Consider the following 24,825-nt stretch of genomic DNA (forward strand, 5'->3'; position numbering starts at 1 on the left):
AGTCTGGTGGCGTGAGTGAGATCGAAAGCAAGATTGAAGCCCTGGTCCCCGAGTGGATGTACCTGCCCGACATCTCGGAGCAGTGGGGGGTGCGCGTCACCGAGGTGCGCGACCTGGTCCGCAGCGGGGGCCTGATCGCCGTCCGGCGGGGCCCGAACAAGTCGCTGCAGGTCCCTGCGGCGTTCATTGACGGCCAGGGGCTGGTCAAGCACCTGTCCGGCACCCTGACCGTGCTGCGCGACTGCGGGTACAGCGACGTGGAGATCCTGGAGTGGCTCTTCACCGAGGACCCGTCGCTGCCCGGCAGCCCGATCCAGGCGCTGCGGGAGAACCGCGGCACCGAGGTCAAGCGCCGCGCCCAGGCGATGCTGATCTGATGGCGGCGGACACGCCGCGTCAGCGGTTCGCCGACGCCCGGCTCTACCTGTGCACCGACGCCCGCCGGGAGCAGGGCGACCTCGCCGAGTTCCTGGACGCGGCGCTGGCCGGAGGGGTGGACATCGTCCAGCTCCGCGACAAGGGCCTGGAAGCGAAGCAGGAACTGGAGGCCCTGGAGGTCTTCGCGGACGCCTGCCGCCGCCACGGCAAGCTGCTGGCGGTCAACGACCGCGCCGACGTCGCCCACGCGGCCCGGCCGGACGTGCTGCACCTCGGGCAGGACGACCTGCCGGTGCCCGCCGCCCGGGCGATCCTCGGCGACGACGTGCTGATCGGCCGGTCCTGCCACGCCGAGTCCGAGGTGGACGCGGCGATCGCCGAGCCCGGTGTGGACTACTTCTGCACCGGCCCGGTCTGGCCGACGCCGACCAAGCCGGGCCGCCCGGCGCCGGGCCTCGGCCTGGTCTCGTACGCGGCGAAGCAGCCCACCGACCGGCCGTGGTTCGCCATCGGCGGCATCGACCTGGGCAACCTCGACGAGGTGCTGGCGGCCGGTGCCCGCCGGATCGTCGTGGTGCGCGCCATCACCGCCGCGGCGGACCCGCGGGCGGCCGCCGCCGAGCTGTCCCGGCGGCTGCGCTCGGCCTGACCCTGTCCGGGGCCGCCGCCGTTCCCAGTACTCCGGTGCTTCAGTACTTGCGGACGGTGGCGGCCTCGGCCAGCGCCAGCAGCACCGCGCGGGCCTGCTCGTCCGCCAGCGGCGCCGCCGCCAGCGCGGCCAGCGCCTGCCGCATCAGCTCGTCGATCCGGCGCTCCACCAGCTCCGGCGCCCCGCTCCGCGCGACCAGCTCGCGCAGCCCGGCGACCTCCTCCGTCGCCAGGTCGGGCGCGCCGAGCCGCTCGTCCAGGTGCCGCGCGTCGGCGGCCGGCAGCCCGCGCATCGCGTGCGCGACCAGCAGTGTGCGCTTGCCCTCGCGCAGATCGTCCCCGGCCGGCTTGCCGGTGACCGCCGGGTCCCCGAAGACGCCGAGCAGGTCGTCCCGCAGCTGGAACGCCTCGCCCAGCGGCAGCCCGAACGCCCCGTACGCCTCGACCAGGTCCGGCCCGGCGCCGGCCAGCAGCGCGCCGACCTGCAGCGGGCGCTCGATCGTGTACTTCGCCGACTTGTAGTGCAGCACCGTCTGCGCCCGGTCCAGCGCGCCCTCGTCCGCCGAGTCGCCGGCCACCGGCTCCAGCACGTCCAGGTACTGGCCGACCATGACCTCGGTGCGCATCAGGTCGAACACCGGCTTGGCGGCCAGGACGGCGGCCGGCTCCAGTCCGGAGCGCAGGAACAGCTCGTCGCACCAGATCAGCAGCAGGTCGCCGAGCAGGACCGCGGCCGAGGCGCCGTACTGCTCGCGGTCGCCGCGCCAGCCGCTCGTGCGGTGCAGCGCCTCGAAGCGGCGGTGGATGGAGGGCAGGCCGCGGCGGGTGTCGCTGCGGTCCATCAGGTCGTCGTGGACGAGGGCGCTCGCCTGGAGCAGCTCCAGGGCCGCCGCCGCGTTGGCTATCCCCTCGCCGCCGGCCGCCCCGCCGGCGCCGCGCCAGCCCCAGTAGCAGAAGGCGGGGCGCAGCCGCTTGCCGCCGTCCAGCAGGAAGTCGCGCAGGGCGTCGGCGGCGGGCACCAGCTGGGGCGAGATCTTGCCGAGCAGAACGGACTGGCCGTCCATGAACGCGGCGAGGGCGGCGTTGACGCGCGCGCGGACGTCCTCCACGTCAATGGGGTTGGCCGGCCGGTTGCTGGACGAGGTCACGATGAGGCTCCGCTGGTTCGCTGGGGGTGCAGCAAGCGTAGCGGGGCAGCCGGGAACACCCGTGCGAGCAGGGCGGCCGGGGCCGCCGGGGCGGAAGCGGAAGGCCGTCCACTGCTTGTCTCAATCCGTGGAACCGAGTTGTCGCCGTGCTTCGACCGCCGGATAACCTGCCAGCATGGCACTCGGCATCGCTTCCACCAGGCCGGACCGCGCGTTGACGGTCCGCGAGCTGCTGGCGGCCGGAAAGCGGTCCTTCTCCTTCGAGTTCATGCCCCCGCGTACCGAGGTCGGCGAGCAGAAGCTCTGGGACGCCATCCGGCGGCTCGAACCGCTCGACCCGAACTTCGTCTGCATGACCTACGGCGCCGGCGGCTCCTCGCGCGAGCGCACCGTCAACATGGTCGGCCGGATCGCCACCGAGACCACGCTGACGCCGGTCGCCCACCTGACCGCGGTCGACCACTCCGTCGCCGAGCTGCGCAACATCATCGGCCAGTACGCCGACCAGGGCGTCCGCAACGTCCTCGCGGTCCGCGGCGACCCGCCCGGCGACCCGATGGGCGAGTGGGTCAGGCACCCGGAGGGCGTCACCTACGCGTACGAGCTGGTCGAGCTGATCAAGGGCATCGGCGACTTCTGCGTCGGCGTCGCGGCCTCGCCGAACATGCACCCGCGCTCGACCGACTGGGACGACGACATCCGGCACTTCGTCGCGAAGGTCCGCGCGGGCGCCGACTACGCGATCACCCAGATGTTCTTCGAGGTCGACGACTACCTGCGGCTGCGCGACCGGGTGACGGCCGCCGGCTGCGAGACGCCGATCATCCCGGAGATCATGCCGGTCACCAACGCCAAGCAGCTGGAGCGCTTCCCGCAGCTCAGCGGCTCGGCCTTCCCGCCCGCGCTGGAGGCCCGGCTGCGGGCGGCGATCGACGACCCGGCGGCGCTGCGCGCGATCGGCATGGAGCACGCCACCGCGATGGCCGAACGCCTCCTCGCCGAGGGCGCGCCCGGCCTGCACTTCATCACGCTCAACCACTCGACGGCGACGCTGGAGATCTACCAGAACCTCGGCCTGCACCGGCGCTGAGCGTCCGTCCCGGGTGTTCACGGGCCCGTCACCGTCCCGACGGTGGCGGGCTCGGTCGTGTGCCCCCGGGGTCACGGACTGCGGGAACGCAATGCGGTGCCCCGGCCGTTGAACCGGTACAGTCGCCGCACACGCGCGGCGCGCGCGGGCACGCGACTGGAGGTAGCGGGCGGATGGGCATCGGATACCTGCTGCTGTACGCCGCGTTGGCGGTGGTGGCGCTCTGGCTGGTGGCCGAGCTGCTGCTCCAGAACCGGGCCCCGCTGCACTGGCGCGGCCTCGCGCTGGTCGGTTTCCTCGGGGTGGCCGGCGGGATGGTCCTCGGGTCCGTCCCGGTGATCGGCACCGGCGCGGCGATGTTCGCGGTCGGCCAGACCTTCGTCACCCTCTCGGTCAAGCGCGGCTACACGGGCGGCTGGTCGCTGCGCAAGGCCGACGGCAGCCTGCCCGGCCCGCTCGCCAAGGTGCCGCTGCTCGGCGCGCTCACCGGCGGTGCCGCAGTGGTGGCCGCCGTCGGGGCCGCCGACAAGCGGATCGGCGAGGTCAGCGCCGTCGAGGAGCCCCCGGCGCCCGCCCCGGCCGCCGAGGCCGTCCCGGAGGTCGAGCAGACCGCGGCCTTCGAGATGCAGGAGCTCGCTGCGGACGGCGTCTACACGCCCGGGTACTACGAGCAGCAGCAGCCGCAGGACCCGTACGCCGAGGCCTACCAGTCCGGCTACGACACCGCGCAGCAGCAGCCGTCCTACGACCAGCAGCAGTGGCAGACGCAGCAGCAGCCCGCCTTCGCGTACGACCAGGGCTACGGCACCTACCAGCAGCAGCCCGACCCGTACGGCGGCTACCAGCAGCAGGACCAGTACGCGGGCTACCAGCAGCAGCAACAGCAGCCCGCCTGGGACCCCAACGTCCAGCAGCAGCAATGGCAGCACCCCGACCAGCAGCACCAGCAGCAGCACCAGCAGGGCATCCCGCAGCAGCCGACCTACGAGCACGGCTACGGCTACCAGCAGCAGAACACCTGGCACCAGGGCTGACGCGCCTCTACGCCGGGCCGATCAGGTTGGCCGTGATGCAGGCCGACATGCCGACGCGGGCGAGTCCGCCGCCGGGGTGGGCGGCGCCGCCGATCAGGTAGTGGCCGGGGGCGTCCTCGGTCGGGGCCTGGAGGAAGGTGCCGTGGGCGCCGGCCAGGGCGGGGCGCGGGACGGAGCCGAACGGGGAGCCGGTCTCGCGCCGGGTGTCCGCCGGGGTGCGGACCACCCGCCACAGCACGCGGTCGGCGAGGCCGAGGCCGGCCGCGTCCGCGTGGGCGATCATCCGGTCGGCGAAGCGGTCGGCGACTCCGGGTTCCGTCCAGTCGAAGCCCCCGGCCGGGGCGGTCGCGGTCAGGACGGCCGTCTCGTGGCCCGCGGGGTGCAGCGAGGGGTCGTCCGGGCGCAGCACCTGGACGGTCGGGCGGTCGGCGAGCGGGGCGCCCTCGCCGAAGATGCCGGCGAGTTCGGCGGCCGGGTCCGCCGCGTGGACGACCGTGCGGTGCACGGTGCCCGCCGGGCGCTCCCCGCGCAGCGCGAGCAGCACCACGACGCGGCCGGGGACCGGTTCGGTGGGGTTCTGCGCCTTGGCGGGCACAGCGGAGAGCACCACGTCCGCCTCGATCGGGCCGGCCGTCGTGTCGATCCCGCACACCAGGCCGTCCTTTTCGAGCACCGTCTCGAACCGGGTGTCGAAGCGGAACTCCACCCGGCGCTGCTCACAGCGCCGGTACACCGCGTCCGCCAGCGCGCGCAGGCCGCCCCTGACGTACCAGACGCCGAAGGACTGCTCCATGTACGGCAGCACGGTGGCCCCGGCCGGGGCGGTGCGCGGGTCGAAGCCGAAGCGCAGCGCGTGTTCGTGCAGCAGGGCGGTCAGGCCGGGGTGGCCGCCGAGTTCGCGGGCGGCGACGTCGGCGAGCGTCCAGCGGCCGGACGGCCGCAGCCGGGCGAGGCCGCGCCGGGGCGGGCCGGGGTACGGGTCGGTGCGCAGCGGCTTGGTGTCGGCCGGGAGCGGCTCCTCCAGCAGCGGGCGGCGGGTGGCCTCCCAGACCGTCCGGCCGCGGTTCATCACCGCGTTCCAGAGGGCGCCGGAGCCGGCGCCGAAGGTGGCGTCCAGGGCCTGGCTGACGCCGCCGCGCGAGGCGTTGGGCAGGGTGAGGCCGGTGCCGTCCCGGAACAGGTGCCGACTCTCCGGGTCCACCGGGGCCAGGTCGACCAGCTGCTCCAGCGGCTCCTTGCCGGTCTTCAGCGCGAGGTCGCGGTAGACGGCGGGGAGGGTGAGCAGGCCCGGGCCGGTGTCGAAGGCGAAGCCGTCGCGCTCGTACCGGCCGACCATGCCCCCGTACGTGCCGCTCGCCTCGCAGACCGTCACCCGGTGTCCGAGGGTCGCCAGCCGGGAGGCCGCCGCGAGCCCGCTCATTCCTGCGCCGATGATGACGATCCGTGCCATGGGACCCGATCCTATGGCTGGTCCTAGGCCTGACCGGCGTACACCCCTTCCGCCGCCCGGGCGCGGGCGGCCTTGCGCTCGCGGCGGCGGGCCCGGAACGCGCGGATCCTGTTGATCGCGAACCAGACCAGCAGCAGGCCGACCGCCAGCAGCACGGCGGCGATCGAGGCGGCCAGCCAGGGGTGGAAGATCGCCAGGGTGACCAGGCCGGCCACCGACAGGTCCTCGGCCAGGCTCACCGCGATGTTGCTGGCCGGCTCGGGCGAGGTGTTGACGGCCATCCGCAGCGAGGCCTTCACCAGGTGGCTGACCAGCGCCGTCGTGCCGCCCATCGCGCCCGCCGCGACCTCGCCGAGCGAGCCCGGGTGGGTGCTCGCGATCAGCGCGCCGACGGTGGCGCCCGCGATCGGCCGGATCACGGTGTGGACGACGTCCCAGACGCTGTCCACGTACGGGATCTTGTCGGCCACCGCCTCCAGGAGGAACAGCACGGCCGCCGCGATCAGGACGTCGGTGCGCTCCAGCACGGGTGGGACCGACTCCGCGCCCCCGAACCGGCCCAGCAGCCCGAGCAGCAGCACCACCGCGTACGCGTTGATGCCACTGGCCAGTCCGCTGGTGAAGATCAGCGGCAGGATCGTCATCGGTTCCCCTCCTCGAAGCGGCCGGGCGGGTCCGCCCGGCCTCGCCGTACCGTACCGGGACGCGGAGGGCGGGCCCGCCGGTTCCGTCGCCCGGCGGGGCGGACGGAACTGAGTACAGATACTCAGATCCGCGATTGAGTACCTGCGCGGATGGCCCGCCGACCTGCCCGGACGGCACAGTGGTGGCACCCGGGAGGCCGGGCGCGTCGGGCGCCCGCTCCCGGGACGGCGGACCCGTCCGTCCACCGGCCCATGGGGAGCCGGCGGGCGGCGGCGGAGGGTCCGCCACCGGTGCCGGCCGGACGCCGCGCACCGCCGACACGGGGCGGCGGAGCGGGGCAAGGGGGGGGAGCCGGTCGCCGGGGGGAGCCCGGAACCGCCGCCGAGGGGGGCGGCGGTCCGGCGGCCCGGGCCGTACGGTCCCGGGCGGAATTGTCAGTGGTCCCGTTCACGATGGGGGAGCACGGACCACCCGGTCCGCGCGCTGCCTCGGAACGGGGGAGACCATGACCATCAGTCACCCTGAGCACGTCACCGCCCGCCTCCACTCCGCCGCCCTGCCGCACTCCCCGGGCGGACGCCCCGGTGGCGGGGACGTCCACCCCGTGCTGCGCCGGATCGCCGCGCCGCCGGCCGCCCTCGACCTGCTCGCCGACGCACACCGCACCCTCGCCCGGGCCCGCGTCCTGGAGGACCCGCTGGAGCGGTACGCCACCGCCCACCTGGCCGCGCTGCGCACGGTGGCGGCCGTGCTCGCCGTGCGCGGGCGGCCGGAGAAGAACCCGCGCCGGCGAAAAGCGATCCGCAGCGCCTGGGAGGTGCTGCCCGAGGTGGCGCCCGAGCTGGCCGAATGGGCCGTCTACTACGGCGCCGGCGCCCGCCGCCGGGCCGCCGCCGAGGCCGGGATCCGGGGCGCCGCCTCGGCCCGCGACGCCGACGACCTGATCCGCAACTCCGCCCTCTTCCTCCGCCTGGTCGAGCGCCTCCTCGGCCTGCACTCCGCCCCGCCCGCCCCACGGCTGCCCCTGGACAACGACGACCCGCCTCTCGCGGGGTGACCGGCGGCGCAGCGGGGGCACCCGCCCGGTCTAAGGTGGAGGCATCCTGACCCATCTGCACGTGCCGAGGAGTCCCGCCTTGTACCCGACGCGTCCCCGCAGCGCCCTGCGTACCGCCGTGGTGTGGGAGGTGGTGCGGGCGGCCCTGGAGAAGCGGGCCGCCGAGCTGGACCAGCCCGTGCTCGACGTGGTCGACACCGGCGGCGGCACCGGCAACTTCGCCGTGCCGGTGGCCAAGCTCGGCCACCGGGTCACCGTGGTCGACCCCAGCCCGGACGCGCTGTTCGCGCTGGAGCGGCGGGCCGCCGAGGCCGGCGTCACCGACCTGGTCCGCGCCGTCCAGGGCGACACCCAGACGCTGCCCGAGGTGATCGCCCCCGGCACGGTGGACGCGGTGCTCTGCCACGGCGTGCTGGAGGTCGTGGACGACCCGGCCGAGGCGCTCGGCAGCCTGGCCGGCACCCTGCGCCGGGGCGGCCTGGTCAGCCTGCTGGCCGCCAACCGCAACGGCGCCGTGCTGGCCCGCGCGCTGGCCGGCCACTTCACCGAGGCCCGCACCGCGCTGTCGGCCGCCGACGGCCGCTGGGGCGAGCACGACCCGATGCCGCGCCGCTTCACCGGCGAGGAGCTGGGCCGGCTCGCCGAGGGCGCCGGGCTGCAGGTGCAGTCGGTGCACGGCATCCGGGTCTTCGCCGACCTGGTGCCCGGCGTCCTCGTGGACACCGAGCCGGGCGCGATGGACGCGCTGCTGAAGCTGGAGGAGGCCGCCGCCGCGCAGCCCGCCTTCCACGCCGTGGCGACCCAGCTGCACCTGCTCGCCACCCTGGCCTGAGCCGTCCCCGGCAGATCCGGCCGACCCCGCCGCCGTACGGTTCGCACGCCGTCCGGCGGCGGTTCGTTTCCCCGCCTTCTCCCGGCCGCACGGCCGTGATCCACAAAGCTCCCCAGGTCCGGACCGATTCCACCGGATCGGGCACTTGTGCCGCCCCTGCCGCGTTGATCGGGGTGCGGCCGGGCCCGGTCGAAGTGGCCCGGCCCACGCGGCGCAGACCACCCCGGAACGGGCCCACGGACCGTATGATCTGGGTAAAGCCGGAAAGCATGACAGCCGGATGCATGGGGCATATGGACGACACGGGCCGGGTCCCCCGCACAGGCGTCCGACCGCGTGTCCCGAAGGCTGATTGGACTTGCCTCCCCGACCGGGGCGGCGGACCGGTCGCATCCGCGACCGACGAGTAGGAGGACTCCGTGCCGCTCTCGGAGCACGAGCAGCGACTGCTCGACCAGATGGAGCGAGCGCTGTATGCCGAAGATCCCAAATTCGCGTCGGCGCTTGAGGGAACCGGGCTGCGCACCTACACCCGCCGGCGGGTGTACCTGGCCGTCGCCGGCTTCGTGGTGGGCGTCGGCCTGCTGATGGGTGGCATGGTCGTCCCGAACCAGATCTGGGTCAGCGTGGTCGGGTTCCTGGTGATGCTCGGGTGCGCGGTGTTCGCCGTGACGGGCTGGCGCCGCGGGCCCGCGGGCCAGGGCTCGGGCCCCCGGCCGGCCGCCGCGCCGCGCCGCAAGGCCGGGATGATGGACCGGGTGGAGCAGCGCTGGCAGCGCCGTCGGGACGAGCAGACCGGCGGCTTCTGAGCGCACGGTCCCACAGAGCCTGAAACGCCGGGGGCGGGCCGTCGATCCGACTGCCCGCCCCCCGCGTTCGTGCGCTCCGCGGCTCAGGATTCCGGGTCCTGGGTCCGCTTCCGCCGGGTGAACACCCGGCGCACCGGCCCGGTGACCGCGTCGGACATCCGCCGGCCCTGGGTACCGACCGCCGTCCGGGCGGTCAGCACGGCGTCGGAGATCCGCCACCACAGCTGTGCCGAGGACGGTGGCAGCAGCACCGCCCTGGTCCGGTCGCCCCTGCTGGCCGTGGCCCGCAGGCCCGCCCGGGCGGTCCGGACGTCGGCTGCCAGCGGGGCGTCGGTGACCCGGCCGGACGGGGCGTAGAGCACCCGCTCGGTGGCCAGCGCCAGCCGTCCGGCGGCGGCCGCCGCGTTCTCGTCCAGCTCCGCCGTCTCGGTGATCCGCCGGGCGGCCGAGCGCGGGGTGCGCGACTCGTCGGGCGGGATGCCGAGGTCCCAGGCGGAGTCGATCAGCTCGTCCCAGGCGGCCAGGACCTGCGCGTCGGTGAGCTCGGCCGGGCCGGCCCCGCCGGGCCTGCGCCGCCCGCCGCCGCCGAGCCGGCGGCGGCGCAAGGCGGTCCGCCAGAGCATCGGGACGAGCAGCAGCGCGATCAGCGCGACCACCACGGCCAGGGTGCCGAGCACCTGACCGGAGAGCAGCCAGGAGTCCTGCCCGGTGTCGCCGGCGGCGGTGTTCTTGCCGCCGCACTCACCCATCCGGCGGAGCTTCGGGTCGCAGTCCTTGCTGGTGGACGGCAGCGGCACCGGCGCGTCGCTCTGGGCGGCGGCGGTCGGTTGCTGGGTGGGCGCGGTGGTCGCGGTGCTGGCCTGCTCGGTGTACCGCGGCTGCACGCCGCGGCTCGGGGTGGGCTCGAAGCGCGTCCAGCCGTAGCCCGCGAAGTACAGCTCGGGCCAGGCGTGGTACATCCGGCCGGTCACCGAGTAGACGCTGCCGCCCTGCGCGTCGCCGGGGGTGAAGCCGACGGCCACCCGGGCCGGGATCTTCAGGGTGCGGGCCATCGCCGCCATGGTGGAGGCGAAGTGGACGCAGAAGCCGCGGCGTTCGTTCAGGAAGCTGACGATCGCGTTGTTGCCGGTGCCGCCGGTGACGGAGGTGTCGTACTTGAAATCCGGGCCGTTGAACCAGGCGGCCAGCGCGACCGCCTTGTCGTAGTCGGTCGACGCCTTGGCGGTGACCGACCGTGCCTTGTCCGCGACCACCGGCGGCAGGTCGGCCGGCAGGGCCGTGTAGCGGTCCCGGATGTCCTGCGGCGCCTGTGGCGCGGTGCGCAGGTCGTTGGCGGTGGGCCGGACGTCCAGCGCGGTGGCCTGGTAGTGCAGGCCCTTGATCGCCTTGTCGCTGGTGGGCATGACCGTGCGGGTCAGCGGGTCGAGCTTCCAGTCGCCGCGGTTGGGGAGCTGGACCGACTGGATCGGGTACGGCATCGGCAGCCAGCTCTTCTCCAGCCGGTCGCTGACCGTGAAGTCGCCCTTCAGCTGGGGGACGTTGGCGTCGCGCAGGCCCTCCGGCGAGGGGAAGGTGCTCGGCAGGTCGCTGACGGTGGGGGAGCCGAGCTTCCAGTTGGTGCCGTCGAACTGGTCGAGCGAGCCGGTCCGCAGGTACGTCTGGTCGGCGATGTCGCTGTCCAGGGTGTAGCGCAGCAGCTCGGTGTCGGTGGGCTTGGTGATCTCGGCCTGCAGGCTGACCAGCGGGTCGAGGCTGGTCACCGCGCCGCCGCCCTTGCCGGCGCTGCCGCTGGGGCCGGAGTGCAGCAGGCCGGAGTCCCAGTGCGGCAGGAAGACGGGCAGCAGCAGGGCCACCGCGAGTGCCAGGATGCCGACCTGCTGGCCGCCCAGGCCGACCGCGCCGGTGCTCTCGGTGCCGCGCGAGGTGCCGCGGAAGACCCGGCCCCAGCGGGAGACCCGGTCCTGGCCCTCGGCGAAGAGCAGCACCAGGTAGCCCGCGGACGCGAGGCCGAACCAGATCCAGCTGCCGCGCTCGCCGGCCAGGCCGTTGCCGACCGAGTACAGCGCCAGCAGCGGGAGCCCGGCCAGCGCCGAGCGGCGGTACGTCACGGCGACGGTGTCCACCACGAGGGCGACCAGGCCGACCGAGGCGACCAGGATCAGCCGCAGGCCCGCGTTGGGCGGGGCCGGGATGGCGTACTGCTGGATGTCGTCCAGGCCGGAGGAGAGCACCTTGTCGAGGGCGTGCAGCGAGTCCGGCCCGGGCACCAGGCCGCCCCACGTGGAGCCGGAGCCGGCGAAGCCGATCAGCAGCATCAGGAACAGGACGAGCAGCTGCCCGATCGGCACCGTCCAGCGGTACAGCGGGGTGCGGCGCAGGCCCGCGCCGGCCGCGGCGATCACCGCGATCACGAGGAAGGCGTGGGTGATCCAGCTCTTGGTGGTGAGCAGCGGGGTCAGGCAGAGCGAGGCGAGGGCGGTGGCCAGCGCCGAGTACACGGTCAGTTTGGCCCGGGTGGTCACGCGCCGGCCCCTTCTCGGTAGTGGGCGGTGGTCTTGGCGCCGTCCGCGGCCCGCCACAGGTCGGGGACGGAGTCCCCGGCGCGCACCGGCAGGACCGTCCAGCCCGCCTCGCGGAGCTGGCGGACGCGCGCGCGGAACTCGTCGCCGCCGGTCTCGGGGGCGAGCATCCGCAGACCGGCCCAGGTGCCGGTGTCGAGCAGGAAGGCGATCGCGCCGCCGGTGCGGCTGCGCAGCCGGGCCAGCCGGGCGGCCTGCGCCTCGTCCAGGTCGCCGAGGACGGCGACCAGCAGGCCCTCGCCGCCGGCCCGCAGCGGCTCCTCGGCACGGGAGAGCCCGCCGCCGTCGGACAGGTCGGCCACCGCGAGCGCGTCCAGGATCAGCCCGGAGGCGTCGGCTGCGTTGTTGGTGCCGCCCGTGCCGGGGCCGGGGACCCACTGGCCGGTGTCGGTGAGCAGCTGGGTCTGGTAGCCGCGCTCCAGCAGGTGCGCGGAGAGGGACGCGGCGCAGGAGACCGCCCACTCGAAGGAGGAGGCGGGGCCGCTGCCCCGGTGGGCGACCTCCCGGGTGTCCAGCAGGACGGTGGCCCGGGCCCGCTGCGGCTGCTCCTCGCGGCGGACCATCAGCTCGCCGTAGCGGGCGGTGGACTTCCAGTGCACCCGGCGCAGGTCGTCGCCGGGCCGGTACTCGCGCAGGATCACGTCGTCGTCACCGGCCAGCGCGAGGGTGCGGGTGCGGCTCTCGCCCTGCCCGACCCACTCGCCGCTCAGCCGCACGTACGGCAGGGTCTGGACCTGGGGGACGACGGTGAGCACGTCGGAGGCGGTGAACGAACGATTCACCTCGCACATCCCGAACGGGTCGGACAGCCGCAGCTGGAGCGGCCCGAGCGGGTAGCGGCCGCGCAGGTCGGAGCGGACCCGGTAGGAGACCTCGCGGTGGCCGCGCGGCTCGACCCGGTCCAGCACGAAGCGCGGGCGCGGCCCGAGCACGTACGGGACCTTGTCCTCCAGGAGCAGCAGCCCGGTGGGCACCCGGGACACGTTGTCGACCCGCAGGTGGACCCGTGCCTCCTGGCCGGCGATCGCCCGGCGCGGGCTCAGCCGGCGCCCGCTGGCCACCCGGTAGCGGGTGTTGGCCAGCACCAGGGCGGCGGCCAGCGGCAGCGCCGCGAGCAGCACGCCGACCCGCAGCAGCGCGTCCTGGTCGAGCAGGTACGCGCAGACCACGGCGGTGAGACCGGCGGCGAGGAAGGAACGGCCCCGGGTGGTGAGGCCGTGCAGGCCGGCCCGCAGGCCCGACGATGAGTCGGCCGACGTCACCTCAGCCCCTCCGGACGGCCGGGCCGCCCTGCGGGCGCGGCAGCGGCAGCCGGGCGACCAGGTCGGTCACGATCTGCTCGGAGGTCCGGCGGCTGAGCTGGGTCTCGGCGGTCGGCATCAGGCGGTGCGCGAGGACCGGGACGGCGAGGCGCTGGAGGTCGTCCGGGGTGACGTAGTCGCGCCCGTCCAGCGCGGCGGCGGCGCGGGCGGCCCGGACCAGGTGCAGGGTGGCGCGCGGCGAGGCGCCGAGGCGCAGCTCGTGGCTGGTACGGGTGGCGCCGACCAGGTCGACGGCGTAGCGGCGGACCGGGTCGGCGATGTGCACGGTGCGGACCAGGTCGATCAGCTTGAGGATGTCCGCGGCGTGCGCGACCGGCTGGAGGTCCGCCAGCGGGCTGGCGCCGGCGTGCACGTCGAGCATCGCGAACTCGGCCTCGGGGCTGGGGTAGCCGATCGAGATCCGGGCCATGAAGCGGTCCCGCTGGGCCTCCGGGAGGGGGTAGGTGCCCTCCATCTCGACCGGGTTCTGGGTGGCCACGACCATGAACGGCGAGGGCAGCTCGTAGCTGGTGCCGTCGATGGTGACCTGACGCTCCTCCATCGACTCCAGCAGCGCGGACTGGGTCTTCGGCGAGGCGCGGTTGATCTCGTCGCCGACCACGATCTGGGCGAAGATCGCGCCCGGGCGGAACTCGAAGTCGCGCCGGTGCTGGTCGTAGATGTTGGTGCCGGTGACGTCCGAGGGCAGCAGGTCGGGCGTGAACTGGATCCGGCGGACGGTGCAGTCGACCGAGCGGGCGAGCGCCTTGGCCAGCATGGTCTTGCCGACGCCCGGCACGTCCTCCAGCAGCAGGTGGCCCTCGGCGAGCAGGACGGTCAGGGCGATCCGGACGGCCTCCGGCTTGCCCTCGATCACGCTCTCGATGTTGGCGCGGACCCGGTCCACGACGGCGGCGAGTTCGGGAAGGCCGACCCGGTGGTACCCGTCCGCCCCCTGGACGCCCCCCGAAGGACTGCCGAGACCGGCCTGATCGCTGTAGCTCGTCACCCGTTACGCTCCCTGGCACACTGTGCCCGCCTCACCCCGAGGCCGGCCCCCACCCCATGCTTGACGCGACCGTTCCGGGGGCGGTTCCGTCGCGGATCCGGCGCCGGGGTAGCGGCCTGCGGCCCGGCCGCCCCAGGTGGTTCGAGGTCAACCGGCAGGCGCATTCTCCCCTGCCGGTGGGCCGGAAGTCACCCTTCGGGCCCGGACGCACCCAGGGGGCGGGAGGCCGGGCGACGGTCCGGAGTCAGTGGATTTCGCGGAGCAGACCCGTGTGGACGTCGAAGACGAAGCCGCGGACGTCGTCGGTGTGCAGCAGGAACGGCGAGGTGCGGACCCGCTGCATGGACTGGCGGACGTCGCCGTCCAGGTCGACGAAGGCCTCCACCGCCCACTGCGGGCGCTGGCCGACCTCCAGTTCCAGCTCGCGGCGGAAGTCCTCGGTGAGCCCGAGCAGGCCGCAGCCGGTGTGGTGGATCAGCGCGATCGAGCGGGTGCCCAGGGCGCGCTGGCTGATGGTGAGGGAGCGGATGGTGTCGTCCGTGACGACGCCTCCGGCGTTGCGGATGACGTGCGCGTCGCCCAGTTCGAGGCCGAGCGCCGCGAACAGGTCGAGGCGGGCGTCCATGCAGGCCACCACGGCGATCCGCTGCACCGGGCGGGCGTCCATGCCGCCGTCGCGGAAGGTCACCGCGTACTCGCGGTTGGCCGCCACGAAGCGGTCGATGATGGTGGGGCTTTCGGAATCGGCAGCGGCGGTCGGCGTGGGCCGGTCGGGGGTCACTGTCATGGTGGAGACGTTAGTGCGATTCGGGTCTCCGCGGTGGGGTGGAGAGCTACAGAACAGGCCGCTGTGACCGAGCGCATAGCCACAACGAGCGGGTTTGTCCGGGCTGGTCCCGGACTGGGCCCGGCCGGGGCGCGCGAGCGGGCACGGTGGCCCCCGCCGGGTGCCCCCGGCCGGCCGCCGGACGGCCGCGACCTGCGGTGATCCGTACCGCCGCCCGGGTGGTGCGCCGGAGCGGACGATTGACTGGCGGGGCCCGGGCGATAGAGTTGCGGCGCAGTGGAGCACACCCGCCGGAGCCCGTCAACTGGGCCTCTCCGGCCGGTGTTTCCGGTCGATGCGGCCCGTGGCCTCCTCCCGCTCCGTGCCCTCCTGGCGCACCTTCCCCGGCGCCGGGCGGTCACGTCCTTCCCCTTGAGCGGGCGGGGACCACGGGCCGCGTCGTGTCTGCCACGGGCGGTGGGCGAGAATGGACGGAGCTCCCGGACGTCGGGCTGCTCCGCACCGAGGAAGGGCGCCACCGCGCATGACCACCAACGATCCGGGCCCCAAGCACGTCCCCGTGATGCTGCAGCGGTGCATGGACGCGCTGGCCCCGGCGATCTCCCGGCCAGGTGCCGTGGTGGTGGACGCCACCCTCGGCCTCGGCGGGCACAGCGAGGCGCTGCTCACCCAGTTCCCCGAGGTCCGCCTCATCGCGGTGGACCGCGACCCGCAGGCGCTCAAGCTCTCCGGCGAGCGGCTCGCGCCCTTCGGCGACCGGGCCACCCTGGTGCACGCCGTCTACGACGAGATCCCCGAGGTGCTGGAGCGCCTGGGCATCGACCGGGTGGACGGCATCCTGTTCGACCTCGGCGTCTCCTCGATGCAGCTGGACGAGGCCGACCGCGGCTTCGCCTACGCCCAGGACGCCCCGCTGGACATGCGGATGGACCAGACCCGGGGGATCAGCGCGGCCGAGGTGCTCAACACCTACAGCCACGGCGACCTGGCCCGGATCCTCAAGGTCTACGGCGAGGAGCGGTTCGCCGGGAAGATCGCCTCGGTGATTTTGCGCGAGCGCGCGAAGGAACCGTTCACCACCAGCGCGCGTCTGGTCGAGTTGGTGCGCAACGCGATCCCGGCGGCGACCCGGCGCACCGGCGGGAACCCGGCCAAGCGGACGTTCCAGGCCCTGCGGATCGAGGTGAACGGCGAACTGGAAGTGCTGGACCGGGCGATCCCGGGAGCGCTGGACGTCCTCGCGATCGGCGGGCGGATGGTCGTGATGTCCTACCAGTCGCTGGAGGACCGCCTGGTGAAGCAGTACTTCGCCGCCGGGGCGACCAGCACCGCGCCGCCGGGGCTGCCGTTCATCCCCGAGGAGCACCAGCCCTGGCTCAAGCTGATCACCCGCGGTGCCGAGCTGGCCACTGAGGCGGAGATCGAGGAGAACCGGCGTGCCGCGCCCGTGCGGCTGCGGGTGGCGGAGAGGATCAGGGACCGGAACAAGCGGGGCTGAGAACAGGTCCCGGGGCGGTCCGAAGGGCGGAGGAAAGCAGTGGGGCCGGTGGCCGGTGGGGTCCGGGCGGGGAGCGGAGCACTCCCGGGGCAGGGCAGGGCGCGGATCACGGTCCGGCCGGGGCGGCGCCCCGTCCGGGGGCGTACGCCCTTCGCCGTGCTGGTGGTGGTCCTGCTGGCGGCGGGGCTGCTCGGCCTGCTGGCGCTGAACACGGCGCTCAACGAGGGCTCCTTCGAGCTGTCCCGGCTGCAGAAGCAGACCACCGTGCTGACCGACGAGCAGCAGGGCCTCCAGCACCAGATCGACCAGAGCTCCGCCCCGGACGCGCTGGCCAAGCGGGCCGCGGGGCTGGGCATGATCCCGTCCGGCGGGATGGCGTTCCTGGACGTGCAGAACGGTGGCAAGGTGCTCGGCAAGCCCGGTCCGGCGCAGGACAGCCCGCCGGTGAAGCGGTCCACGGTCGAGCCGTGGCCGATGAAGCAGCAGCCGTCGCCGAGCGCCCAGCAGAGCGCCCCGGCGCCGACGGCGACGGCCGGTGACTCCGTCGTCCAGATCAACCCGGGCGCGCCTGCCGCTTCCCCGGCCGCGTCGGCGCCGACTGGGGGTGCAGCTCGATGAGCGAGTGGAACGAGCGAGCCATCAGAAGGTGCGTGTGGGCGAATGCCCCTGCCGAGCGAAGCGAGGTGGGCGCATGAGTACTCCGCGTCAGCCGTCATCCGGCGGGTCCGGCAACGGCCGCCGTCCCGTGGCCAAGGGCGCCGCGCCGCGCCAGGCCGCCCCGCGCGGGCAGTCGGCGGGGAAGGCCCAGCCCGCGAAGGGCCAGCCCGCCCGGGGGCAGGCGGCCAAGCCGCAGACGTCAAAGCCACAGCCAGCCAAATCGCAGCCCGCCCGCTCGAAGCAGCCCGCCAAGGGCCAGCCCGTGAAGGCCGCCGCCGCCCGGACGCCCCGCGCGCCGCAGCAGCGCAGTCCCGAGGGCCGCCCGCCGGCCCGCGCCCAGGCGGCGGCCCGGCCGCGTCCGAAGTCCCGTCCGCCGCAGCGCCCCAAGGCACTCCGGCTGGCCGACCCGCGCCGCCGGCTGCGGGTGATCACCGTGGTGATGTCGCTGGTCTTCTCGGTGTTCGCGGGCCGCCTGGTCCAGCTCCAACTGCTGGACGCCGACGCCCTGGCCGCCGACGCCAACACCAACCGCTACCTGAACATCCCGATCACCGCCGAACGCGGGTCGATAACGTCCGCGGACGGCGTGGCGCTGGCCGCCACCGTCGACGCGTACGACATCACCGCCGACCCGGTGATGTTCACCCCGGACGCCACCGGCATCCCGGACGCCCCGGAGCAGGCGGCAGCGCTGCTGTCGCCGATCCTCGGCGTGCCCAAGGAGAAGATCGCCGCCGACCTGCACACCCCCAAGACCCGCTACAAGCGACTCGCCGCCCAGCGGAGCCCGAGCGCCAAGAACCAGATCAGCGACCTCAAGTCGAGCCTGGAGAAGCAGGCCGGCTCGCGCGCCTGCCAGGCCCAGAAGCGGCTGCTCGGCAAGCCCGCCGAGCAGGGCGGGCGCACCCGGGTCGACAACGAGTGCGCCAACCCGCTGGCCGGGGTGTTCAACCGGGAGACCCAGAAGCGGGTCTACCCCTCGGACGGGCTGGCCGCCAACCTGGTCGGCTTCGTCAACGGCGAGGGCGAGGGCGCCGGCGGCCTGGAGCTGCAGTACCAGAAGATGCTGGCCGGCAAGGACGGCCACAACAGCTACGCCCAGGCGGGCGGCCGGCTGGTGCCCACCGCCGGGGGCTCGCTGGAGCCCGCCGTGCCCGGCAGCGACGTGAAGCTGACCGTCAACCGGGACATCCAGTGGGCGGCCCAGCGGGCGATCACCGACCAGGTCGCCAACTCCGGCGCGGAGAAGGGCTACGTAGTCGTCCAGGACGTGAAGACCGGCCAGGTCCTCGCGATGGCCACCGCGCCCGGCTACAACCCGAACGACCTGAGCACCGCCAAGCAGTCCCAGCTGGGCAACGCAGCCCTGGGTGACGCGTACGAGCCGGGCAGCACCGCCAAGCTGATGAGCATGGCCGCCGTCCTGGACTCCGGCAAGGCCACCTGGGACACCAAGGTCACCGTCCCCAACCGGCTGGTCCGCGCCGGGCAGCAGTTCAAGGACGACATCGACCACGACACCTGGTACCTGACCCTGGCCGGGGTGCTGGCCAAGTCCTCCAACATCGGCACCATCGAGGCCGTCGAGACGCTCGGCGCCGACCAGACCGAGGCCAACAAGGTGCTGGACGGCTACATGCGCAAGTTCGGCGTGGCCCAGCCCACCGGCCTGAACTTCCCCGGCGAGACCGCCGGGAAGCTCAAGAAGCCGGAGGACCTGGTCGCCTCGGAGAAGTACAACATCTCCTTCGGCCAGGGCCCGCTGCAGATGAACGCGCTGCAGGCCACCTCCGTCTACTCGACCATCGCCAACGGCGGCGTCCGGGTGGCGCCCAGCATCGTCCAGGGCACCACCAACCCGGACGGCAAGTACACCCCGACCCCGCCCGGCGAGCAGACCCGGGTGGTCAGCGAGCAGACGGCGAAGACCCTCACCCAGATGCTGGAGTCGGTCGTCGACGACGAGCAGGGCACCGGCGGCAAGGCTGCCATCCCCGGCTACCGGGTCGCCGGCAAGACCGGCACCGCCAACCGGGGCGCCGCCAACGGCGTCGGCTACGACGGCTACACCGCCTCCTTCATCGGCTTCGCTCCCGCCGAGGCCCCCCGGGTCACCGTCTCCTGTACCCTCCAGGGCCCGGTCAACGGCCACTTCGGCGGCCAGCTGTGCGGCCCGGTGTTCAAGCAGGTGATGGAGTTCACCCTCAAGACCCTCCAGGTCCCGCCGAGCAACAGCGAGGCGCCCAACCTGCCCGTCGACTGGAAGCCGTGAGCAAGCATGAGGAACGAGCGGGCCGCGCTGGACGGCGGCGCGGCGCAGGACCGGTTTGGCCCTGGACACCCTTCGGCGGATAGCCTTCCCGCCGTGCCGAAACCCGATCAAACCACCGTGAGTCCGCCCCGCCCGGCCGAGGCCGCCGCCCTGCCGCTCGCCGAGCTGGCCCGTCGGCTGGGCCTCGACCCCGTCGAGGGCGGTGCCGTGACCGGCGTCACCCACGACTCCCGCGCGGTGCGCCCGGGCGACGTGTACGTGGCCTTCCCCGGCGCCAACCACCACGGCGCGGCCTTCGCGGCCCAGGCCGCGGCGGCGGGCGCGGTGGCGCTGCTCACCGACCCGGCCGGCGCCGAACTGGCGGCCGGCACCGGCCTGCCGCTGCTGGTCGTCGACCGGCCGCGGGCCAGAATGGGCGAGCTCGCCGCGACCGTCTACGGCCACCCGTCCGAGCGGCTGCTGATGATCGGGCTGACCGGCACCAACGGCAAGACCACGACCTCCTACCTGGTCGAGGGCGGCCTGCGCGGCGCCGGGCGCAACCCCGGGGTGATCGGCACCGTCGAGATGCGGGTCGGCACCGAGCGGATCAAGAGCGAGCGGACCACCCCCGAGGCCACCGACCTGCACGCGATCCTCGGCGTGATGGCCGAGCGCGGCGCGGACGCGGTGACCATGGAGGTCTCCAGCCACGCCCTGGTCTTCGGGCGCACCGACGGCGTCACCTACGACGTCGCCCTGTTCAACAACCTCACGCCCGAGCACCTCGACTTCCACCCGGACATGGAGGACTACTTCCAGGCGAAGGCCCGGCTCTTCCAGCCCGGCAAGTCCCGCCGCGGGGTGGTCAACGTGGACGACGAGTACGGGCGCCGGCTGGCCGCCGAGGCCAAGATCCCGGTGACCACCTTCTCCGCCGCCGGTGCCCCCGAGGCCGACTGGCGCGCGGTCGACGTCCAGCTCGGCCCGGTCGGCTCCACCTTCCGGGTGCTCGGCCCGGACGGCGCCGAGGCCGACGCGGCCGTCCCGCTGCCCGGACCGTTCAACGTGTCCAACGCGCTGGCCGCGATCACCCTGCTGGTCGCCGCCGGGCTGCCGCTGGAGCAGGCCGTCGCCGGCGTCGCCGCCGTGCCCGGCGTGCCGGGCCGGCTGGAGCGGGTGGACGCCGGACAGCCGTTCGTCGCCGTCGTGGACTACGCGCACAAGCCGGACGCCCTGCAGGCCGTCCTCGGCTCGCTGCGCGAGGTCACCAAGGGCCGGCTGCACGTCGTCGTCGGCTGCGGCGGCGACCGCGACCCGCACAAGCGCGGCCCGATGGGCGCCATCGCCGCCCGGCTCGCCGACACCGCCCTGCTGACCAGCGACAACCCGCGCAGCGAGGACCCGCTGGCGATCCTCGCCAGCATGCTGACTGGCGCCGCCGCGGTGCCCGAGGCCGAGCGCGGCGACGTCCTGGTCGTCCCCGACCGGGCCGAGGCGATCCGCCTCGCGGTGGCCCGCGCGCACGTCGGCGACACCGTGCTGGTGGCCGGCAAGGGCCACGAACTTGGCCAGTACGTACGAGACGAGATCCGCCCCTTCGACGACCGGGAGGTGCTGCGCGAATCCATCACGCAGACCACGGCCGCCCGGGGCGACCGAGGAGTAGAGCAGCAGTGATCGCACTGACCCTCGCCGAGGTGGCCGCAGCAGTCGGAGGCACCCTGGACGGCGCCGACCCCGACACCCCGGTGACCGGCCCGGTCGAGGTGGACTCCCGGAAGGTGTGCCCCGGCGGCCTCTTCGCGGCCTTCGTCGGCGAGCACGTGGACGGCCACGACTACGCGGCCACCGCGGTCGAGGCCGGCGCCGTCGCGGTGCTGGCCTCCCGCCCGGTCGGCGTGCCCGCCGTCCTGGTCGACAGTGTGGTGGACGCCCTCGGCAAGCTGGCCCGCACCGTGGTCGCCCGCGCCGAGTCCACCACCGTGGTCGCGCTGACCGGCTCGGCCGGCAAGACCAGCACCAAGGACCTGATCGCCCAGCTGCTCCAGCGCCTCGGCGACACCGTCTACCCGCCCGGCTCGCTCAACAACGAGATCGGCCACCCGATGACCGCGCTGCGGGTCGAGCCCGGCACCCGGCACCTGGTCATGGAGATGGGCGCCCGGCACAAGGGCGACATCGAGTACCTCACCTCGATCACCCCGCCCGGGATCGGCCTGGTGCTGAACGTCGGCACCGCGCACGTCGGCGAGTTCGGCTCCCAGGAGGCGATCGCCGAGGCCAAGGGCGAGCTGGTCGAGGCGTTGCCCGCGGACGGCGCGGCGATCCTCAACGCGGACGACCGCCTGGTCCGCGCGATGGCCGCCCGTACCAGGGCGAAGGTGGTCCTGTTCGGGGAATCCCCGGAGGCCCACGTCCGGGCGACCGACGTTCGCCTGGACTCCACCGGACGGCCATCGTTCACGCTCACCACCCCGGCCGGTTCCGCGCCCGTGCAGCTGCGCCTGTACGGTGAGCACCACGTCTCGAACGCCCTCGCCGCCGCCGCGGTGGCGGTGGAGCTCGGGATGTCCGTCGACGACACCGCGGCAGCCCTGGGCGAGGCGGGTGCGCTGTCCCGCTGGCGTATGGAGGTCGTCGACCGGGCCGATGGTGTCACCGTCGTCAACGACGCCTACAACGCGAACCCCGACTCGATGCGGGCCGCGCTGCGGGCGCTGGTCTCGATGGGGGGCCGAGGCCCGGAGCGCCGCCGCACCTGGGCGGTGCTCGGCGAGATGCGGGAGCTCGGCGAGGAGAGCCTGGCCGAGCACGACGCCATCGGGCGGCTCGCGGTGCGGCTGGACGTCACCAAGCTGGTGGCGGTCGGCGGGCGCGAGGCGGCCTGCATGGAACTGGGCGCGAGGAACGAAGGTTCGTGGGGTGAGGAGTCGGTGCTGGTGTCCGACGCGGACGCGGCGGTCGAACTGCTGCGCAGTCAGCTGCGGCCGGGGGATGTGGTCCTGGTGAAGGCGTCCCGCTCGGTGGGGCTGGAGAAGGTGGCCGAGACCCTCCTCGCGGACGGTGTGGCCGAGTGATGAAGCAGATCCTCTTCTCCGGCATGATCGGCCTGGTCCTGTCGCTGCTCGGCACCCCGGCCCTGATCAAGCTGCTCGCCAAGCACGGCTACGGGCAGTACATCCGCGACGACGGCCCCAAGGCGCACCACAGCAAGAAGGGCACGCCCACCATGGGCGGCATCGCCTTCATCCTGGCGACGTTGATCGCGTACTTCGCGACCAAGGCGATAACGGGCGAGAGCCCGACCGCCTCCGGGCTGCTGGTGCTCTTCCTGACGGCCGGCCTCGGCCTGGTCGGCTTCCTGGACGACTACATCAAGGTGGTCAAGCGCCGCTCCCTCGGCCTGCGGGCCAAGGCGAAGCTGGCCGGCCAGTCGATCGTCGGCCTCGGATTCGCCGTCCTGGCGATGCAGTTCCACGACGATCGCGGGCTCACCCCGGCGTCGCAGAGCCTGTCCTTCGTCCGGGACTTCAAGTGGGCGGTCGGCCCGGTGCTGTTCGTCATCTTCGCGTACTTCATGATCGCCGCGATGTCGAACGGCGTGAACCTGACGGACGGCCTGGACGGCCTGGCCACCGGCGCGTCGGTGATGGTCTTCGGTGCGTACACCTTCATCGGCATCTGGGAGTACACCCAGAGCTGCGCCTACGCGATCACCGCGACCGCCAACTGCTACGACGTCCGCGACCCGCTGGACCTCGCCGTCGTCGCCTCCGCCCTGATGGGCTCCTGCTTCGGCTTCCTCTGGTGGAACACCTCGCCCGCCAAGATCTTTATGGGCGACACCGGCTCGCTCGCCCTCGGCGGCGCCCTGGCCGGTCTGGCGATCTGCTCCCGCACCGAGCTGCTGCTCGCGCTGCTCGGCGGCCTCTACGTGATCATCACCCTGTCGGTGATCATCCAGGTCGGCTCGTTCCGGATGACCGGCAAGCGTGTCTTCAAGATGGCGCCCCTGCAGCACCACTTCGAACTCAAGGGCTGGACCGAGGTCCTGATCGTGGTCCGGTTCTGGATCATCCAGGGCCTCTGCGTGGCCACCGGGCTCGGTCTCTTCTACGCGGGATGGGTGACCGGATGACCAATCCCCAACCGACCGAGCCGCAGTGGAACGGACTGAGGGTCGTCGTTGCCGGGCTCGGCGTCTCCGGCATCAGCGCCGCCCGGGTCCTGCACGGCCTCGGCGCCCGGGTCACCGTGGTCGACGGCGGCAGCGGCGCCGGCCTGACGGCCCGCGCCGCCGAGCTGGAGACCCAGGGCATCGCGGTCCGCCTCGGCGACGGCGACAGCCTGCCCGAGGGCACCGAGCTGATCGTCACCTCGCCCGGCTGGGCGCCGAGCAGCCCGCTGTTCGCTGCCGCCGACGCGGCCGGCGTCCCGGTCTGGGGCGACGTCGAGCTGGCCTGGCGGCTGCGCCGGCCGCTGCCGGCCACCGGCGAGCCCGCCCCCTGGCTGGCCGTCACCGGCACCAACGGCAAGACCACCACCGTCCAGATGCTCGCCTCGATCCTCACCGCGGCCGGCAAGCGCACCGCCGCCGTCGGCAACGTCGGCGTCTCGGTGCTGGACGCGGTCCTCGCCGAGGAGCCGTACGACGTCCTCGCCGTCGAGCTCTCCAGCTACCAGCTGCACTGGGCGCCCTCGCTGCGCCCGTACGCGGCGGCCGTGCTCAACCTGGCGCCCGACCACCTCGACTGGCACGGCTCGATGGAGGCGTACGCCGCCGACAAGGGCCGGATCTACGAGGGCAACGTCGTCGCCTGCGTGTACAACCTGGCCGACCCGGCCACCGAGGCGCTGGTCCGGGAGGCCGACGTCGAGGAGGGCTGCCGGGCGATCGGCTTCGGCCTCGGCTCGCCCGGCCCGTCGAACTTCGGCGTGGTGGACGGGCTGCTGGTGGACCGCGCGTTCGTGCCCGACCGGGCCAAGAACGCCGCCGAGCTGGGCTCCGTCGAGGACGTCAACCCGCCGGCCCCGCACAACATCACCAACGCGCTCGCCGCGGCCGCGCTGGCCCGGGCCTACGGGGTCGAGCCGAAGGCCGTCCGGGAGGGCCTGCGCGCCTTCCGCCCGGACGCCCACCGGATCGCCGAGGTCGCCGTGGTCGGCGAGGTCACGTACATCGACGACTCCAAGGCCACCAACACCCATGCCGCCGCGGCCTCGCTGGCCGCCTACCGGCCGATCGTCTGGATCGCCGGTGGCCTGGCCAAGGGCGCGACCTTCGACGACCTGGTCCAGGGCGCGGCCGGGCGGCTGCGCGCGGCCGTGCTGATCGGCGAGGACCGCGCGCTGATCCGGGAGGCGCTGGCCCGACACGCGCCGGATGTCCCGGTGATCGAGGCGGCCGAGGGCCAGACTGGCGCGATGGCGATGACCGAGGTGGTCCGGACGGCCGCGTCGCTCGCCCGGCCGGGTGACACGGTGCTGCTGGCCCCGGCCTGCGCCTCGATGGACATGTTCACCAACTACGGTGAGCGCGGCGACCTGTTCGCCGCCGCCGTCCGGGAGCTGGCGGACAGCTGACCGGCCCGGCGAGGGCGTTGTACGAAGAGAGCGAGCGGGGAGTGGTGGCGGGGCAGGGCAGGGCGG

21 protein-coding genes are annotated in these 24,825 nt (G+C 74.0%); 14 read left to right on the forward strand and 7 right to left on the reverse strand.

Annotated elements, in window-relative coordinates; genetic code table 11:
* The first annotated feature begins 11 nt into the window (after positions 1-11).
* Positions 12-377, forward strand: coding sequence for an Rv2175c family DNA-binding protein (locus KV557_RS03600; protein WP_218198120.1), 366 nt, complete (start codon positions 12-14; stop codon positions 375-377).
* Positions 377-1,027, forward strand: a complete 651-nt coding sequence (gene thiE / locus KV557_RS03605) for a thiamine phosphate synthase (protein ID WP_218198121.1) — start codon at positions 377-379, stop codon at positions 1,025-1,027. Before KV557_RS03600 ends, thiE begins: the two co-directional genes overlap by 1 nt.
* A 40-nt stretch (positions 1,028-1,067) precedes the next feature.
* Here the strand turns inward: thiE and KV557_RS03610 are convergent, their stop codons facing one another.
* Complete coding sequence (locus tag KV557_RS03610; protein ID WP_308129748.1) at positions 1,068-2,174, reverse strand: polyprenyl synthetase family protein; 1,107 nt, start codon at positions 2,172-2,174, stop codon at positions 1,068-1,070.
* Positions 2,175-2,349: 175 nt separating this feature from the next.
* Between KV557_RS03610 and metF the strand changes: the two genes are divergently transcribed.
* Together metF and KV557_RS03620 are read left to right on the forward strand one after the other, a co-directional pair.
* Positions 2,350-3,264 carry a methylenetetrahydrofolate reductase [NAD(P)H] gene (gene metF / locus KV557_RS03615; RefSeq protein WP_218198122.1) on the forward strand — a complete coding sequence of 305 codons (915 nt, stop codon included), beginning with the start codon at positions 2,350-2,352 and terminating at the stop codon, positions 3,262-3,264.
* Positions 3,265-3,437: 173 nt separating this feature from the next.
* Positions 3,438-4,298 carry a hypothetical protein gene (locus KV557_RS03620; protein WP_218198123.1) on the forward strand — a complete coding sequence of 287 codons (861 nt, stop codon included), beginning with the start codon at positions 3,438-3,440 and terminating at the stop codon, positions 4,296-4,298.
* A gap of 7 nt (positions 4,299-4,305) precedes the next feature.
* On the opposite strand, the gene KV557_RS03625 is transcribed toward KV557_RS03620, so the two are convergent.
* Together KV557_RS03625 and KV557_RS03630 are read right to left on the reverse strand one after the other, a co-directional pair.
* Positions 4,306-5,748, reverse strand: a complete 1,443-nt coding sequence (locus KV557_RS03625) for a phytoene desaturase family protein (protein ID WP_218198124.1) — start codon at positions 5,746-5,748, stop codon at positions 4,306-4,308.
* Between the two features lie 23 nt (positions 5,749-5,771).
* Positions 5,772-6,392 carry a DUF4126 domain-containing protein gene (locus tag KV557_RS03630; protein WP_218198125.1) on the reverse strand — a complete coding sequence of 207 codons (621 nt, stop codon included), beginning with the start codon at positions 6,390-6,392 and terminating at the stop codon, positions 5,772-5,774.
* Between the two features lie 506 nt (positions 6,393-6,898).
* Between KV557_RS03630 and KV557_RS03635 the strand changes: the two genes are divergently transcribed.
* From KV557_RS03635 to KV557_RS03645, 3 genes are all read left to right on the forward strand, one after another.
* Positions 6,899-7,450: an SAV_6107 family HEPN domain-containing protein gene (locus tag KV557_RS03635; protein ID WP_218198126.1), complete on the forward strand. Its 552-nt coding sequence runs from the start codon at positions 6,899-6,901 to the stop codon at positions 7,448-7,450.
* Between the two features lie 79 nt (positions 7,451-7,529).
* Positions 7,530-8,282, forward strand: a complete 753-nt coding sequence (locus KV557_RS03640) for a methyltransferase domain-containing protein (protein ID WP_256176854.1) — start codon at positions 7,530-7,532, stop codon at positions 8,280-8,282.
* Between the two features lie 419 nt (positions 8,283-8,701).
* Positions 8,702-9,091: a DUF3040 domain-containing protein gene (locus KV557_RS03645; protein WP_218198127.1), complete on the forward strand. Its 390-nt coding sequence runs from the start codon at positions 8,702-8,704 to the stop codon at positions 9,089-9,091.
* 83 nt (positions 9,092-9,174) lie between these two features.
* Here KV557_RS03645 and KV557_RS03650 read toward each other — a convergent pair whose 3' ends face one another.
* From KV557_RS03650 to KV557_RS03665, 4 genes are all read right to left on the reverse strand, one after another.
* Positions 9,175-11,613, reverse strand: a complete 2,439-nt coding sequence (locus KV557_RS03650; protein ID WP_218198128.1) for a transglutaminase family protein — start codon at positions 11,611-11,613, stop codon at positions 9,175-9,177.
* Complete coding sequence (locus tag KV557_RS03655) at positions 11,610-12,932, reverse strand: DUF58 domain-containing protein (RefSeq protein ID WP_308129749.1); 1,323 nt, start codon at positions 12,930-12,932, stop codon at positions 11,610-11,612. Before KV557_RS03655 ends, KV557_RS03650 begins: the two co-directional genes overlap by 4 nt.
* Before the next feature lies 1 nt (position 12,933).
* Positions 12,934-13,878: an AAA family ATPase gene (locus KV557_RS03660; RefSeq protein ID WP_218198213.1), complete on the reverse strand. Its 945-nt coding sequence runs from the start codon at positions 13,876-13,878 to the stop codon at positions 12,934-12,936.
* Between the two features lie 346 nt (positions 13,879-14,224).
* On the reverse strand, positions 14,225-14,767 hold the full coding sequence (locus KV557_RS03665; protein WP_218198129.1) for a beta-class carbonic anhydrase: 543 nt from the start codon (positions 14,765-14,767) through the stop codon (positions 14,225-14,227).
* 523 nt (positions 14,768-15,290) lie between these two features.
* Here KV557_RS03665 and rsmH point away from each other — a divergent pair.
* From rsmH to murD, 7 genes are all read left to right on the forward strand, one after another.
* Positions 15,291-16,265 (forward strand): 16S rRNA (cytosine(1402)-N(4))-methyltransferase RsmH, encoded by a 975-nt coding sequence (rsmH, locus tag KV557_RS03670; RefSeq protein ID WP_218198130.1) that lies wholly within the window; start codon positions 15,291-15,293, stop codon positions 16,263-16,265.
* Positions 16,266-16,421: 156 nt separating this feature from the next.
* On the forward strand, positions 16,422-16,883 hold the full coding sequence (locus tag KV557_RS03675; RefSeq protein ID WP_308129750.1) for a septum formation initiator family protein: 462 nt from the start codon (positions 16,422-16,424) through the stop codon (positions 16,881-16,883).
* Between the two features lie 73 nt (positions 16,884-16,956).
* On the forward strand, positions 16,957-19,194 hold the full coding sequence (locus KV557_RS03680; protein ID WP_218198131.1) for a peptidoglycan D,D-transpeptidase FtsI family protein: 2,238 nt from the start codon (positions 16,957-16,959) through the stop codon (positions 19,192-19,194).
* Positions 19,195-19,200: 6 nt separating this feature from the next.
* Positions 19,201-20,853 (forward strand): UDP-N-acetylmuramoyl-L-alanyl-D-glutamate--2,6-diaminopimelate ligase, encoded by a 1,653-nt coding sequence (locus KV557_RS03685; protein ID WP_218198132.1) that lies wholly within the window; start codon positions 19,201-19,203, stop codon positions 20,851-20,853.
* Entirely contained in the window at positions 20,850-22,253 is a 1,404-nt protein-coding gene (locus KV557_RS03690; protein WP_218198133.1) for a UDP-N-acetylmuramoyl-tripeptide--D-alanyl-D-alanine ligase, read from the forward strand. Before KV557_RS03685 ends, KV557_RS03690 begins: the two co-directional genes overlap by 4 nt.
* A complete protein-coding gene (gene mraY, locus KV557_RS03695) occupies positions 22,253-23,314 on the forward strand; it encodes a phospho-N-acetylmuramoyl-pentapeptide-transferase (protein ID WP_218198134.1) in 1,062 nt (353 codons plus the stop codon). Before KV557_RS03690 ends, mraY begins: the two co-directional genes overlap by 1 nt.
* The gene (murD, locus tag KV557_RS03700) at positions 23,311-24,759 is read left to right on the forward strand and encodes a UDP-N-acetylmuramoyl-L-alanine--D-glutamate ligase (RefSeq protein WP_218198135.1); all 1,449 of its coding nucleotides are present in this window, start codon (positions 23,311-23,313) and stop codon (positions 24,757-24,759) included. Before mraY ends, murD begins: the two co-directional genes overlap by 4 nt.
* The last annotated feature ends 66 nt before the right edge of the window (positions 24,760-24,825 follow it).

The organism is Kitasatospora aureofaciens (assembly GCF_019192735.1).
GTDB classification, from domain to species: Bacteria; Actinomycetota; Actinomycetes; order Streptomycetales; family Streptomycetaceae; genus Kitasatospora; species Kitasatospora aureofaciens_A.

Coding starts and splice junctions, on each gene's coding strand:
- murD (WP_218198135.1), top strand. CDS start 23,311: ATGACCAATCCCCAACCGACCGAGCCGCAGTGGAACGGACTGAGGGTC.
- rsmH (WP_218198130.1), top strand. CDS start 15,291: ATGACCACCAACGATCCGGGCCCCAAGCACGTCCCCGTGATGCTGCAG.
- thiE (WP_218198121.1), top strand. CDS start 377: ATGGCGGCGGACACGCCGCGTCAGCGGTTCGCCGACGCCCGGCTCTAC.
- KV557_RS03685 (WP_218198132.1), top strand. CDS start 19,201: ATGAGGAACGAGCGGGCCGCGCTGGACGGCGGCGCGGCGCAGGACCGG.
- KV557_RS03665 (WP_218198129.1), bottom strand. CDS start 14,767: ATGACAGTGACCCCCGACCGGCCCACGCCGACCGCCGCTGCCGATTCC.
- KV557_RS03620 (WP_218198123.1), top strand. CDS start 3,438: ATGGGCATCGGATACCTGCTGCTGTACGCCGCGTTGGCGGTGGTGGCG.
- KV557_RS03625 (WP_218198124.1), bottom strand. CDS start 5,748: ATGGCACGGATCGTCATCATCGGCGCAGGAATGAGCGGGCTCGCGGCG.
- KV557_RS03630 (WP_218198125.1), bottom strand. CDS start 6,392: ATGACGATCCTGCCGCTGATCTTCACCAGCGGACTGGCCAGTGGCATC.
- KV557_RS03680 (WP_218198131.1), top strand. CDS start 16,957: ATGAGTACTCCGCGTCAGCCGTCATCCGGCGGGTCCGGCAACGGCCGC.
- mraY (WP_218198134.1), top strand. CDS start 22,253: ATGAAGCAGATCCTCTTCTCCGGCATGATCGGCCTGGTCCTGTCGCTG.
- KV557_RS03635 (WP_218198126.1), top strand. CDS start 6,899: ATGACCATCAGTCACCCTGAGCACGTCACCGCCCGCCTCCACTCCGCC.
- metF (WP_218198122.1), top strand. CDS start 2,350: ATGGCACTCGGCATCGCTTCCACCAGGCCGGACCGCGCGTTGACGGTC.